The organism is Verrucomicrobiota bacterium (genome assembly GCA_037139415.1).
In the GTDB taxonomy this organism is placed as follows: domain Bacteria; phylum Verrucomicrobiota; class Verrucomicrobiia; order Limisphaerales; family Fontisphaeraceae; genus JBAXGN01.
The window spans coordinates 1-14,339 of sequence record JBAXGN010000203.1 but is presented as its reverse complement, the minus strand read 5'-3'; the positions used below and the strand labels follow the sequence as shown (position 1 = coordinate 14,339).

Sequence of the window (14,339 nt, the reverse complement as noted above, 5' to 3'; positions counted from 1 at the left end):
ATGGCTGGTTTTGGTTCCGTCCCACCCGCGGTTTGGATCGGTTCAGGGACCGGAGGAGGATCGCCGCTATTGCCAGCTGCTGGCAAATGTTGGATGGCATCCCGAACCGTTCTGGTCTTTCGGGTTCGCTTCGGAACCACAACCTTCCCAAGTCGACTCGCCATCATAATTAGCCGCCGCCGCCTTTGAGGGACGCCGTAATCCCTTGCATTGAAAAGGCCGAAAACCGGATTTTTATATCCCAGTATTTTGATATCATGGATAAACTCTTTGAACCGACGATCAGTCATTAGGCCAGGGACGTTTTCCAGCATGATCGTCTTCGGGCGCAATATGCGAACGAATTTTAAGAATTGATATATGAGGTCGTTCTGCTTGTCGCGTATTGTCCGACTACCATTTAATGTTCGGAGACTCGAAAATCCTTGGCAAGGCGGACAACCTGCCAATAGGTCGAGTTCACCCCGTTTCAATCCAATTTCCCGAAGAAGCTTCTTAGGTGAAACGAAACAGATGTCCTTGGCTTCGACATGAACGGATTTGTGGTTGGCGCGATAAGTTTCCACAGCCAACTCATTCATCTCGACAGCCGCAAGGACTTTGTATCCGGCATGGCTCAATCCCTCGGTTAAACCACCGCAACCCGCAAACAAGTCAATTGCCGTCGGGGAGAAATCTGTCTTTCTGCGGCTCATTTCTGCTCTTTGAAAATATCAACCAAAGGGGAGCTAGGACTAAATAGCTGCTCTTTGCCAGAGGAACCAGTTTTGACAGGGGGGCGGTTGCCCTCCTTTAGTTTTTCCACCATCGGGCGGGAAAGTCTTCCCATACGACGATCCCACAAGAGAACATGATCCGGGACCAGTTGTCTGCCTATGCATTCACGCCCACGCAAGATGCAATCCGGATAATCGGTGTTCCCTTTGGTCGGGATCTTCTGAATTGTCAAATAGAAATCAGCTCCTTGGACCAAAGCGTGCAAAAGTGGCGTTTGTCCCCGCCTCTCGATCTCTTTTTCCTCTGGAGTTTTGAAGTTTTCCTGTCCGTCAAGTACAAAATTTGTAAAAGTAGTTACAATCGTCATCTTCTTTATCGAAAGCATGCGATATAATGTGGGCCATAACATTTCCCTATCTTGTATCAACGGAAAAGCCAAGAATACATTATGGATGCCATCCAGAAGAACCCCGGTGTAAGGTCTGCCTTCAAGCTCGGCGGCCTCGATCCAGCGAGCGACTTTCCCGAGCAGATCTTCGGGACGCAAAAAGCCGGGTGAAAACGCAAGAACCTCAATTCCCGACCCCTTTTCCGCTATCGTCTTCCTCGCCGCCAGACGCTTGTAGTATGCCTTCGGATATAAGAAAGACACCGTCAAGACGCGCCGAGGTTCCACACCCACGCCTTTATAATCCTTGCCAACCTGGATCGGAGTCAGAAGAACCTTCAATGCCAACCATGATTTGCTTGAACTCCCGTGACCATGTAACAGAATGTGTGAGTAGGCGTATAAATCCAAGAAATGCCTCGGCTTTGCCAGCTCAAAGAACGTTTTGTCATAGGGAAGATCGATTCCCGAATTGAACGTGTTAATCAGTTGTCCTTCATCAGGCAATGTAAGACTTTGTTGTTCTTCTTTGTCCAGTTGGGAAGAAAGTTGCGGAGAGATTCGGAATGCATCCCGATCCGACATGTGGAAGACATGGGCACCGGGTCGGGAGAGTTGAAACCGCGTCTTTGCAAGCTGTAGAATCCGCTCGGGCTTGATTGCTTCATTTTCCGTATCCCTGTAACTTAACTTGATGAGGATATCAACCATGTATGAAAGTCGACTGTGGCGCGGCAATTCCTCGCCTGAAAGCACGAAGACTAGCGCTCTCAATCTTCTGCATCTGTCAACGAATTCAGAAAGAGCGTCAATCTGCTCAGTATCCTTCCCATCTGTGAGTCCATATACACTGTCAATCACGACAATTAACGGGCAAATTGCTGGGATATAGACGGTCTGGGCGGATTTTCTTCTCTCTTCATCGTCTTTGAATACGTCCCCCATCAGTACCCGAATACAATCAAGATGTCGATTGAGTCTCGCCAGCATGGAATCTTGCTCTGCATCATGGTTTTCGCCGTAGTTCTCTTCGCGTTCAACTTGCGACGTCTCGGTCTGATCGGTCGGCCTCAGGTCCGCAACGTGAAACCAATTTAAGTTTTTTTGTTGAATGGATAACCCTCGCAAGTATGCCGGAAACAAAGACTTAAGCCTTATCTTCAAGTCCTCTTCCGTTTCCTCGGTTGAAATATAATAACAATGAGTGCCATAAGGGGAGAAAGTGACGCCGGTAGCCAAAGCCAGCGAAGTCTTCCCGGTTCCAGCTGCGCCGCTAACGTTAATTACGAGACTTCCGTCAAACGACGTTCGTAATCCTCCGTAGAAAATCGTGTCCGCTCCGCGAATCGGAATGGGGATACCTGCAATCTCGTTGACTACGTCTAGCGCCCTTGGTTCCTCGTCAACTGTCGGCGACATCCGGAACTCAAACGCACACTCGCGTTGCCCGCTAAAATTTACCATACCCCGGATGTCTTTTTCAGCGAAAAAGAGACGAACAACCTCCGCAAGTTCCGACCGGGTCTTGAGTTGCCGCTTATTGCTCTTTCCCCACGATCCGAACCTGAGGCAGTATACCCCCTTCATCGCGAGAATATGTTGCAGCATTTCTGCTTCATCATTGCTTCCAATAGGCACATTGTCCCTATGAACAAAGTACTTTCGTTGTCCTTCTAACTCGCTTTCGATCTGATCGATATCTACCGTTTTCCATGGCTTTCCAATTTGTCCGGCGTTTGGATACACTCCGAGACGGATGAAAATAAGTCTCTTGCATGCCGTGAGAGCATAGGCTTTAGAAGCTGGCTCGTTCGGAACAATCAATGAGTCGTATAACAAAGACAGAGGAGATGGCACAAGAAGGCTATGCCGGTTTTTCGGGTAATCAGCTGTTCGTTGGATTTCTTTAAACCGGCATACTGTCAGCGCGGCTAGTCGTAAGACACCCCCGATTAACGCGGATAAGTGAGTATCTTTACGTTTAGGAGCATGTCGCTTCTCATCAAGAGCTTTAAAAAATTTCGAGACTTCCGCTAGATCAATAGGCTTGTCGGTAAGATACCTTTGAGAGCAGTATCCCAATGCGGAAAAAAACATGTGCAATAACTGAATGCATTTTCCGCCATAAGGAATTGTGCCTTCCGGCGCCTTACTGATCGCCGTTTCCAGATATTTCATGTGTGGACCTCCTTTATGAAGGCATCTGAGGAAATCCCGAGGTTTTGAGAGAACCTTAGACCTTCGATGAAGGCTCTCAAACCTTCCAACGCTTCAAATTCATGCGGGATTTCAATATTGTCTAACACACACCAGTCAACCAGTTTTTGCCGTTCAATCCCTTGCAAGATCTTGAGCCAATGCTTCAATCCAACGGTCAACCTCGAATGGTCGGCGCCAACCTCCTTTTTTCCGTATCGATCACGCAAGTAAGGCAACCGGGCCGCCAAACCAAGGGCAACCTTTTCTCTTTTCAATGTTGCGCCGATGTGATCCCTTGCTTTTTCCCAATTGACGGGCTCAACCGCGTCAATCCACATCCAGGGCCAATTTTTTTTCAGGCAATCTTCCTTGTCCAATTGTTCCACGCTCAACGGCCGACCTATTCCGGACAGCAGACGAATCAGTAGACCGCGTTTCCTAACCGTGTCAGAGTCTTCTTCTCTAAATTTCGATTCCAATATTGAATTTACGAACTCGGTAACGCGGTCGCTCGGCATGCGCGAAAGTTCGATGAAGAAACAAAGATTTTCGACCGTTTCGGCAGGCCAATCTGGGGTGTCGCGGAACAGGTTTTCAAGTTGCCCTATGTAATTGCTGACAATTGGATTATTGGGCGGCAACCCGGCGAGAAGCTGGGCTAAAACCAAGAATCTTGAGCCCCCTTCACGGAAATCGGGCTCGTGCTTGGATGCGTCAAAAATGGCCTGCTTCAGATCGGGAAATTCAGTAGTGCTCATATTACTTTGATGAAATGAAGTTTGATATCCATGTATCGAACCGGATGGTGAATGAATTCGGGTAGGCCCTTGCAATTCTTGGAACATGGTGAATGCGGTTTTGTCTTGCCCCCTGGAATCCATTGCAGATTGTCAATCCCGGCATCCAAAACCGTCGGTTTCTTTACCGCATCCAAATCGGAAGGCGCATGCGCAAAGGCCACCCGTGCAGCGGTTGGATTAGGCAATCCCAAGGTGCATGGCAAGTGCGATATATCAAGCCCCGAGAACGGATTGGTTGGGTTTTTCGGGTTAACGTAGCTCCACATCAAAGTATCTGCAACCGGTTCTACGGCCATTTCGAGTTTAGGCAGGGATTCTTCCAATTGAGCGTGAGTCCACTCACACCATGTCATCATCCGACTTTCTGCTATTGGGAACCTCGTGCGGAGCCTTTTGGCCAAGACCGTTATGAAGTCTATCTTCAGGCGAAAAGTTCCCAAGATTTGTCCCGGTTTTACGCCGCCGAGTTCCCCCTTCAGGGCGTTGCTTTTGCAGAATGAATCGGCACAACTTTCCAACGAACCACTGGGATAACCTTGCTTTGCGACGTATTTAGCAGGGGCGTCTTGATTATCCGCTGGATGAGACCGAATCAGATTTTCCAATTCGGTTCTAAGCGAGGCCAGATTTGGGTCACTTTACAATTTATTCCAAAAGTCTTGATACCAAGCCTTGAATTTGCCAAGAGAATCCATAAATTCACCAAGAATAAGACAAACTAAATGAAGCGTGGTCGGTTCGCCGAATCACATCCGGCACTTTCCGCGCCGTTAATACTTGCATCATGTTCGCTTCCATCAACGTAAGTTTCTTTGCAAGCAAGGGTTGATGTTCTCCTAATAGGAATTTGATTTGTGGCACGGTTCATGTTCTCACTTATCGCGTGGCGGTAAGGGAGCATCGCTTTTGGCTCGGCTAAAAATATTTTCATGTCGTGTGCTCATAGAAGGGAGCCTAACCCCAGCGCTGATGCGAAGCAAGCACAAAAATCAGGCTGGCGGCTGCATCTCAAGCGTGGCAAAGACGTTTCATCAACAGCTTGGACGGTTCCTGCGGCAAAAACGCGGCGAGCTGACCTATAAACAATTCGAGCGGAAGCTGGGTATTTCGTATGTCACCATCCATCGCTTGGAATGCGGGGAGCAAAATGTGACGCTGAAAACCTTGGAGCAGATTTGCAAGCGGTTGAAGTGCCGAATGGCTGATATTTTCCCGGATTGATTACGGCTCCGGAATAACTCCTGCAATTTAAGCGGGCTTCCCCAAGCTCTACCGTAAAAGCGCAGTTACCAATTAGCAACCTGAGGGACTTTAATGAGAATGTCCCGCCGCTGCGTCGGTGGCATTCATTAACGGTTCATTCGCATAGTTCAGGTTTTACAGGTGGCGACTACAGCCCAGGCAAGATGCCAGCTTTTCACATGGCCCAGTACCTGGAAGGTCTATTTTTACAGGTGATTTCGTTCAAAACCGAAGCCTGAGTTTTGTCGCCATTTTCGCCCGTAATTTTCTGCACGAATTCTCCTCCCAGAGGCAACCGCCCTTGCCGAACCCATGTTATGATGTTCCTGTGAATGATATATACAAAGTCTGCCCGCTGATCTCGCGGACCCTCGCGAATCATTCTCCTTTCCTATTCGGCCTATCTGTTCCATCGCAGCGCAAACCAAGATCTATTTTTATGCCAGCCAATATTTTTGCAAAAGTTTCCCGGTGGACTTGCGTCAAAATTGTGTCAAAAAACCATTTTCTCCACATTTTTCACACAATTTCCAAAAACTGCACCACCCCTTTTCGTCGCCGATACCTGAGCCAACCTATGAAACTTCACATCATTCGACTGTGCAATGATTTACAGAAATTCCATCAATCAAACTGCACCGCGAAAAATCAAAAACGGTACAGAAACGGTCCAGTTTTGGTCCAGTTTTCCTCGGCTCCTGACGCCCAGCTTCTATCTCCTATGGAACCACAGACCCTGCCCACCTCGTGTTTTTCGTAACGCACCAACGCGCTTGATGCAGACCTGCCGCCTTCTCCTGAAGCCATGGTTCCAACTTGGCAAACGAAAAAAAATCATTATATTAGTGTAAGCAATGTTATGAGTAACGGACCGCGCCACCGGACGAATCGGGGAACCATCTTGCTGGTAGAAGATGAGGTGCGGGTTCGTACCCTTGCCAATCTTGTTTTATGCAAGGCGGGATACAAAGTGTTGCTTTGCGGAACCACTCAGGAAGCGCTGACGTTATGGGAACAACACCGGGAGGACATTGCTTTGGTGCTGACGGATTTTAACTTGGAGTGTACCCAGAATGGTAAAGACCTGATAGACCTTCTGCGCAAAGACCGCCCGGAGATAATCGCCATCATGATGAGCGGTTATATCGCCGAACAGGACATCGAAGACTGGCTGTTGGCAAACAAGGTCGTATTTATACCCAAACCGTTTTTACCGTCCAAGATGGTTGCCAAGGTGGAAGCGGTGCTGGCCAGCCAAACCTGAGGCCGTTACTGCATCCGCACCCGGAAAAACCGATTGGGAACACCTGTGCAAAGGTTGCTGATGGTGTGCAGGGTGTCGTCTCCGGACAACGTTTGGTAGGTCTGCCAGGTGGGTTTATTCATCCCATCCTTGTACTCGATCACCCAGGTTCGCCCGCTTTCCGGCCGCAAGTTAAACCGCAACTGCCCGGCTGCAACCGTGGGAGAAACCAACGCGGGCGGAGTAACCTCCGGGGTGGTGACAATATTCAAACTCCAGCCATCCAGCGTCCCGCTGTCACCCAAAGCGGAATCGTTGATAAACAAACTCCAAGTGCCATTCGGGGTACCCCCGGTCAGCGCGGACACGTTGGTCGCATAAGCACCAGTGGGCGCCGGACTGGGCATCACGAGCAGATTGGTGACACCCGCCGGCCGATAGGTGCCCGAAACCACCGCCGACTGGATCGGCATGGCCGCGCCTGCATCATCAAACGTCAGGGTGGCGTTAGTGATGGATAAGGTGTTTCCGATGTTCGCCAACAACAGGACCGCATTGCCAGCCGGGTTGGTTACCAGTATCTGCAAATCCTTCGCATAAGAATGCGTCAGGTTGCTCAACGTGACGGACACCTTTTGCACTTTGCCCGTCAGGCCAGCGACCACCACGGAGGATGGATACGGGGTGGCGGTTCCCAGCAAAGGAATGGAAATCACACCGGCCACCATGAGATTGCTGTTCTGCATCGAACCGGGCGGCAGCACCGTCAATTTGGCCGGCGGACTGATGGCCACACCATTCGCGTTGGACACCGCCACCGAGTAAGGTCCGGCATGGACATAGGCTACCGAGCTGATGCCATACGTGGCATTGGTTGCCCGGGCAATGGGGGCCGCATCCAAAAACCATTGATAATACAATGGGGTTGAGCCGGTCGCAATCACTTGAAAATTCACCGGCGTGTGCAGCGTTGCGGTCACGTTATCAGGCGCCTGGCTAATCACGGGGTGATTGAAAAAGGCTACTTGGTCCACCCAGCCGGCGTCCTGCCCCTTGCTGACACTAGAATCCTTGCTGTAGCGCCACCGCAAGGTCTGCTGTCCCGCAGGCAACGCGATGGTTTGCTGCGTCCAATCCACTTCGCCACTAATCTTGGTTTGCAAGGTTCCATTCAGATAAAACTCAAGAAAATCGTAATTGCCTTCCGAGGATACTTTCCACCAGAAACTCATCGAGCACGGGCCATTCATCGTCGTCTCAATCCAGGTCTCCTGGCTGTCGGTAATGGCCCCGCTTTGCGCCGCGTCGGTTCCATCATGCGTGATGGCGGTTTGACTGAACCACGCCGCGCTGCCACCGGGTGCCCACGTTTGGTTGGCGGTGTCGAGGGCGAGGTTGAACTGCGCGCTTTGATCCAGCACCGTAAGCGTCAAGGCACGTCTGACCACTTGCGGCGTGGGACTGCTGTCGCGGACCTGAATCGTGAACTGATTGGTACCCGTCTGCGCCGGAACTCCGGAGAGGATGCCGCTGGCGGAATTAAGGGTTAGATTGGCGGGCAACTGCCCGGCCACCACACTCCACGTGAACGGGCGTACTCCCCCCACGGCAAGCAGGGACTCTGAATAGGTTCCGCCCAGCACCGCTGGTCCCAGATTCGTTGTGCGCAAGGCGAGCGGACCAGCCACGGTCTCCAGCAAGACCAGCGTTGGATCACCGAGGTTATGGTACGTCGTGTAATAGTAGCGCGCATCCGTGGGGTATAGTTGCTGCACTTGGTAAAGGCCCTGGTCCACCGCGCGGCCCACGGATAGGCCGGCATTATCACGCATGGCGTCAAATTCCGCTTTTTGCATCGCCTCGTCATTGTCCCAATACGTGTTATCCGTGGCTCCCACATACAGTGCGCCCCGTGCGGAGGTTTGCAGCCAGGCCTCGCCCACGCACACATCCATATCAAAACTGCCGGAGACACAACAGTGCGCCAGAACAATGACGACATTATTCACGTTGTTCAGTCCCGCCAGCGCACTGGCATTGTAGCTGTATCCCTCCCACAAGAACTCGCTGCCGTGCCCGGAATAAATGACGCCATCCGTGCCGGCATTGATATGCGCGCTTAACCCGGCGGCAGTACCGATTCCCTGAAAAAATCGGGTGGCGTTGTAACTCGCTGGCACGCAGTTGGAGATGCAATACTCATGCCCGCGTTCTGCTTGGGCGTATTCCGAGACATTATGGCCATTGGACACCCAAGTGAGGTCATACGTCCGGTTGGTGCGCGAACGGGCAATGGCATCAAGCTTCTGCGTAAACTCGGCAATCGCCGCGGACGTTTTTAGCGAGATGCGTCCGAGTACCGCGTCTTTGCCCAGGTAATTGGCGCAGGTCTCACCTGCATCTATCAAGGCATACGGCAAATCAGTGGGATGTGTGAAATCCGCCGTGCCATCCGTCCACACCGGGATTTGATCCACATCCCCAACCAGAAGGATGTACTCCGCCGGAAACAGCGCAAAGACGTCGCGGATGGCGGTGCGAATGCGGTTGGTGCTGGAGCCGACGGGCACCACCACGGATTGCACCGCGAAACCATCCGCCTGCTTGCGTGCGACCAGCGCGGGCAGACTGTTGCTAAGCGTATCGGTGGTGACCAACAGAATTCGCTCTGCCGGATGACTGGTAGGCTGCAACTGCACATCCAACCGGGTTGGCTGGCCCGCTTGCACTACCACATTGGAGATGATTTGCGACCCATAACCCGGCGCGGTGAACAACAGGTGGTACGTGCCTGGCAACACCATGCGGTGGTAATCCCCCTGCTGCGGATCGGAGAACACCCCGTGTTCAGCCCCCAACACCTTGACGGCGGCATACACCGGCTGAAGCGTGGCCGCGTTGGTGATGGCGCCAAATACGCGGGTCTGAACCGATTCAATGTAACTGAGCATGGCTTCCCGGTTATCATTCCAGAATTGGGGAATCTGGCTGACCGTCGGTTGTTTGTTATCGGAAATCTCAATGGTCACCTCGTTGCATCCCACGTATCGGTAACTCCAATCCTGCCACCCGCCGACCGCCACATACCAAGCCGCGCCATTTACCACACCCTGCGGGAAACTGGCGCTCACCCACATCGGCGGATTGTTGGACGCGTAAATCCTTGAGAGTACCCGGAATAAACCATCGTCCGGCGATGGGGAATTGACACTGCCAAGGTCATCATCGTCATACGGATAATTGACCACCAGGGAGCCGCCGTGAAAATTCGCCGCCAGGGTAAAGCTGTGGTTGGTGGCCAATTGCATCAAGGCGGCCACTTCAATGGGACGGCCGTAGGTGGTCATTTGCGGGCCGAACAACGGATTGCCCAACCCACCGCCGCCGCCCGACGGAAAGGAACGGTTCAGATCGAAGCCCGCGGCATTGTATCGGGTACCAGCTTCCAAGCCATCCGGGTTGACCAGCGGCAATATCCATATTTCCGTCGTCGCCACCAGATTGGAAATGCGCGTATTCGTCACGCACCCCGTCACCAACTGATCCACCAGATAAAGGCACATCTCCACACCCAGCGGTTCGTCGCCATGTATCGTCGAAGCTAGCCTCACGCGTGGCTTGAGCGCGCCATTGGTGGCGTCCGGGTTTGCCGTGATTTTCATCGCCCACAAATCCCGGTTTTGCCCCGTGCGTCCGATGGAATACAACCGGCAATAATTGAAGTAACGATTCGTGTACTGCTGCAATTCCGATGTCAGCGTTGCGTACGTATGATAATTGGTGCCCAAGCCCTTGGCTCCTGATTCAGCCTGCGGGGCTGGGGCTGGTTGCTGCCCGGTTTCCACCACGTCAAAGCCGGCATCCTTCAACGCCTGCACCTCGGCCTCGGTGGCGAAAATTTCCACATGATCCACGCCGCGCCGCTCAAAATTATACCCTTCTGTGGTGAGCCAATCCAAGTCCGCCTGGCCTTGCAGCATGAGGTCCAGCACCACAATCCGCCCCAGCCTCGGACCGGCGGCCTTGGGTAAATCCGGGGCGACATAGCTGAGGGTGAGCGCCAATTCTTGTGGGTAACGCACGATCCCCCCCGCTGCTTGATACGCAAAGGGGCGCGTCAGGACATCCACGTACGTTTTACCGCGCTGGGTGTACTGCACAACCTGGATAACGCCGTTCTCCGCCTGCTGGAATTCCCCGCTCGGATCACCCTGATAGGCATCCGCATCCACCAGGAAGTCTCCCGGCAGCACAACGCTTGCCACCTTGGGGACGGGCCTCTGGTGCGGCCAAAGCGGCTGATCTACCTTGAATTCTCGCAGCTTGCGCGCGTCCGCCACCGCCACCACGTGGATGCCCGGAGGCACCTCGCACGTATAGTGCAGCACGGGCAGTGCCGGCTTGCCATAGGCGTTTTCCATGCCCACGCCCTTAAGGACTAAGCGGGTGTAAGTCTGCCCATTGGGGGCTGGCGCGGCCTCAAGCGTCGGGGGCGCGATATTCAAAATTACCCGCATTCCCTGGGCCAGCGGCTCTGGGGTGGATGCCTGAATCGCGGCGGCTTGCGCGCGGACGTCTGGCGTTGCGCCGAAAACCAGCAGGGTGAAGAACAACGCCGGCCAGGCGACTCGCTTTACATAAAACGATTCTGGCATACAACACTATTGAGTCGTGCGTTCATAACCGCCGCTTTCCGGCCTGTGCCATGGCACCCCCAAAACACCGGTTCCGCCGCGTAAAGTCTAATTAACACCGGCCTACCGAAAAAGCAAGGTTATTTCGGCAGATACGATGGCACAAAGCGGCATCGAAATCGGCTTGTGCCGGGATCGCCGCGATTGAAACGCATCAGCTTGACGGCAATTGCGGCGTCAATCGTTTTTTGCGGAATTGCGGGCAACCTGGGCTTGAGATCGAAAACCGGTTGCGCTGTCAGCTCCGCGGCCAGCAGGACGGCGGCGAACAGCAAAACAACCCACGGCACGCACGGTTCGTGATCCGGATTGTGGATTAATCAATTTCATGTGATGCATATTCAACGGCTGGGCAGCGGCCAATCATCCGTGCGGCTCAGTTTGGGCGTTTCACACTTTGCAGGAAATGGGCGCGATTACCCCAATCTGTCTGGCCCGCGTGCTTCCAAAGCCGGGCTAACGCATTCACCAAGCCGCCAACATCGGACTGTCGGATGGATGAGTCGTCCACCAACACAACCCCTGAGTGAGCGATTTCCTCGTCTGCAAGACGGCGCAACAGTGGCGCAATGGTTTTGAGATCATAAGTCACCAATGTCCATTTTTCCTCCTGAGCTGCCGCCAAAATTTCCTCATCGGTGGCCGCCAGAAACTGGCCCACCCGCCATTCACTTAAATGCGCCACGGACAATCCGCGAGAACGTTGTCGCAGTTCACGGGCAACCGCAGCGGGCACATGGACATCCAACAGCAGTTTCATTTAGTTTTGCGCCGCTGATGCGCTCCGTTTTCGTTCTCTGAATGGGTGATGCCAGGCAGCACACGTTTCAATGCCTCAAAGGTTATTCCGTCATTATCCTGAATGGAAGCCTCGATCTCATCAGGAAAGGCCTCGGCGTAGTTTAAGGCCGACGTGATTTTGGCCACGGTTATTCCGAAGTGAGCCGCAGCTTTTTGGGGATTTCCGCCAAACTGACGTGCGACCTTGACCACCATCCAAATTTTAAGCCGGGTCCCCCGGATAAATACCTCACGTCCCCCGGCAGTGTCCCGGAATTCGATCCCGCCAAATTCGGCCATGCGCACTTGCTCCTCCACCATGCGCGCGCCAACTTGACCCAGGGTCCGTCCGAAACGCCGCGCCATCCGTTCGAGGGAACGGCGGACTTCCACCGGCACCCGCAGACTGATTGTACAACTATTGCTGGTCATAGAGTGTGCATTGTAATAAATGTATGCAATGCAAGCAATATGAGCTTTAGCTGGGATTTGTCAACCTTCGTTGCAACGCGAGCCAAAATTTAATTCCATCGCGGCCCATCCGGCCACAGAGGAGAGCTGTGGCTAAAAAAACACTGGCGATGAGTTCGACGGCTGACCATGCTGTTTTCTTTTACTGCCCCCCGGCCTTGGAACGGCTGGCCAGATATTCGGACGGCTTCATGAACACGCAACCCTTCGACTGGAGAAACTCGATGATCTTCACGAACCCGGCCCAGCGTTCGTCGTTCCACTGGTCGGGATGACCTTGCAATACCAGCATCGGCTGCGAAGCGCCAACCCGCTCATAGGTGGCCTTGAACTTCTCGAAGTCTGGAACAAAGGTGGGATTCTCCAGCCCCATGATCCTTACAAAAGCATGCTTCTTGTAAAAATGTGAATTCTTCGGCCCATACAGCCAGATTTGATTATCCGGGATTTCGTTCAGGGCTTTTTCCGTTTCCTCGGTGACGCCGCTATAATGCTGGCCGAAAACCCGCAGGGTAAGCCCGAGCTTTTCCTTGGCCAACCGCTGCGTTCTTTCCAGGATGACTTTTTGCTCGGCCGCCGAGCCCAGCTCAAACTCGCCTGATTTGTCTTTGGGATTACGGTTCGTGTAACCGTGATTCCAAAACTCGATAATTCCCTTTTGGTCCAAGTCCTTGATCCATTTGAAGTAAGCCGGGTTGTCGGTTTCCAACGAGGAGCCGATGATGCCAAAGGCCCCCTTCAATTGGTTCGTCTCAATGAAATTGGCGATGCGCTGCCAACGGGCAGAGACCGGGGCGTCCCCGCTTTTGGCAGCGACCACATCGTCCAGCTTGAGCAGGATGACCTGTTGCCCAGTCGAAGCGCGCTGGCTTTCGGCAGCCAACAGGTTTCCGGAAGCCAGCGAAAGACTGGCGGCCGTTAGGAGACTGAGAATGGTTGTTTTCATAAAGTTATTCTGTCTTTTATTTGCGTCATTGGCGTTATTCGCGGGCTCACTCCGCCGCCCCTCTGAACATGGTGAGCGTTCCCCAGCTATGATAGAGGCCCGGGTGAAGGAACTTGCCCGACGTCAAAACCAACGATTGTTTTTCATTGGCCTGAACGCCAGGCGGGACAGGCAGAGAGTTCGTTTGCGCGGAGACCGCGAGTGAAAAACCAATCACCGTGCAGGCGGCGATCAAAAGGTGAAGCAGGGTCTTTTTCATCATTCTCTGCTGGCGTAGCCAGAGCGGCCACAGAGTCCGAAGCCATCACTTGGGCAGCTTGTCGAATCGGAAGGTGCAGCAGTCCAGCGCCAGGGTGTTCGCGTTGTTCTCCAGGTGTTTCCGTAGTCGCGGAGCTACGGTGTAAAGATGCAGCTTGCCCTGCTTTTCCACCTCCAACAGCCCGGCCTCGCGGAGGATTCGCAGATGTTTGGACACGTTGTATTGCGACACTTTGAGCTGTTCCGCGACTTCATTAACGCTTCGCCGGTCCTTGAGCAGTTGGCGAAGAATGCGCAGACGCGTGGGTTCACTCAGCGCTTTCAACACAGCGATGCAATTAATTCCATTCATGGTGCGCGGCATTATACCCGCCACCGGGCGCTTGGCAAGCCGGACGCACGCGTTTTCAGCCGGCAATTGCAGTTCCAATTTCTGCCATGGTTTTGGCTTATTTCTGCAAAAGGTTTTCCGCTTTTATGGCAGCAACAGCCGGGTATTCACCGTGAACCCATTCGGATACACTTTATCCGCCGGATTCGCCAGCTCCTGCCAATGCGCCACGCCGCCGCGGTTCGTGCTGCCCAGCCCCACATACCCCAG

The 14,339-nt window shown here is 53.1% G+C and carries 13 protein-coding genes; 2 read left to right on the top strand and 11 right to left on the bottom strand.

Translation table 11 applies throughout. The features are described 5' to 3' along the window. The 4 genes from WCO56_25165 to WCO56_25150 form a co-directional block, all read right to left on the bottom strand. Positions 1-695, bottom strand: a 695-nt coding sequence (locus tag WCO56_25165) for a DNA cytosine methyltransferase (GenBank protein ID MEI7732887.1), incomplete at its 3' end; no start/stop codon positions are given. Next, positions 692-3,283, bottom strand: coding sequence for an ATPase domain-containing protein (locus WCO56_25160; GenBank protein MEI7732886.1), 2,592 nt, complete (start codon positions 3,281-3,283; stop codon positions 692-694). The genes WCO56_25160 and WCO56_25165, both read right to left, overlap by 4 nt. Beyond that, a complete protein-coding gene (locus tag WCO56_25155; GenBank protein ID MEI7732885.1) occupies positions 3,280-4,062 on the bottom strand; it encodes a hypothetical protein in 783 nt (260 codons plus the stop codon). Before WCO56_25155 ends, WCO56_25160 begins: the two co-directional genes overlap by 4 nt. Next, positions 4,059-4,709, bottom strand: coding sequence for a hypothetical protein (locus WCO56_25150; GenBank protein ID MEI7732884.1), 651 nt, complete (start codon positions 4,707-4,709; stop codon positions 4,059-4,061). The genes WCO56_25155 and WCO56_25150 overlap by 4 nt, the downstream gene beginning before the upstream one ends. A 409-nt stretch (positions 4,710-5,118) precedes the next feature. Between WCO56_25150 and WCO56_25145 the strand changes: the two genes are divergently transcribed. Together WCO56_25145 and WCO56_25140 are read left to right on the top strand one after the other, a co-directional pair. After that, on the top strand, positions 5,119-5,325 hold the full coding sequence (locus tag WCO56_25145; GenBank protein MEI7732883.1) for a helix-turn-helix transcriptional regulator: 207 nt from the start codon (positions 5,119-5,121) through the stop codon (positions 5,323-5,325). Between the two features lie 880 nt (positions 5,326-6,205). Then, positions 6,206-6,610, top strand: a complete 405-nt coding sequence (locus tag WCO56_25140) for a response regulator (GenBank protein MEI7732882.1) — start codon at positions 6,206-6,208, stop codon at positions 6,608-6,610. Between the two features lie 5 nt (positions 6,611-6,615). On the opposite strand, the gene WCO56_25135 is transcribed toward WCO56_25140, so the two are convergent. The 7 genes from WCO56_25135 to WCO56_25105 all read right to left on the bottom strand — a co-directional run bounded on the left by WCO56_25135 (position 6,616) and on the right by WCO56_25105 (position 14,090). Continuing rightward, the gene (locus WCO56_25135; GenBank protein ID MEI7732881.1) at positions 6,616-11,244 is read right to left on the bottom strand and encodes a M14 family zinc carboxypeptidase; all 4,629 of its coding nucleotides are present in this window, start codon (positions 11,242-11,244) and stop codon (positions 6,616-6,618) included. Positions 11,245-11,363: 119 nt separating this feature from the next. After that, positions 11,364-11,558, bottom strand: a complete 195-nt coding sequence (locus WCO56_25130) for a hypothetical protein (GenBank protein MEI7732880.1) — start codon at positions 11,556-11,558, stop codon at positions 11,364-11,366. A gap of 101 nt (positions 11,559-11,659) precedes the next feature. Next, positions 11,660-12,043: a DUF5615 family PIN-like protein gene (locus tag WCO56_25125; protein MEI7732879.1), complete on the bottom strand. Its 384-nt coding sequence runs from the start codon at positions 12,041-12,043 to the stop codon at positions 11,660-11,662. Next, positions 12,040-12,363: a DUF433 domain-containing protein gene (locus WCO56_25120; protein MEI7732878.1), complete on the bottom strand. Its 324-nt coding sequence runs from the start codon at positions 12,361-12,363 to the stop codon at positions 12,040-12,042. Before WCO56_25120 ends, WCO56_25125 begins: the two co-directional genes overlap by 4 nt. A 313-nt stretch (positions 12,364-12,676) precedes the next feature. Further along, positions 12,677-13,480, bottom strand: a complete 804-nt coding sequence (locus WCO56_25115) for a hypothetical protein (protein MEI7732877.1) — start codon at positions 13,478-13,480, stop codon at positions 12,677-12,679. 46 nt (positions 13,481-13,526) lie between these two features. Then, entirely contained in the window at positions 13,527-13,742 is a 216-nt protein-coding gene (locus WCO56_25110) for a hypothetical protein (GenBank protein MEI7732876.1), read from the bottom strand. Between the two features lie 42 nt (positions 13,743-13,784). After that, positions 13,785-14,090 carry a metalloregulator ArsR/SmtB family transcription factor gene (locus WCO56_25105; GenBank protein MEI7732875.1) on the bottom strand — a complete coding sequence of 102 codons (306 nt, stop codon included), beginning with the start codon at positions 14,088-14,090 and terminating at the stop codon, positions 13,785-13,787. Positions 14,091-14,339: the final 249 nt, after the last annotated feature.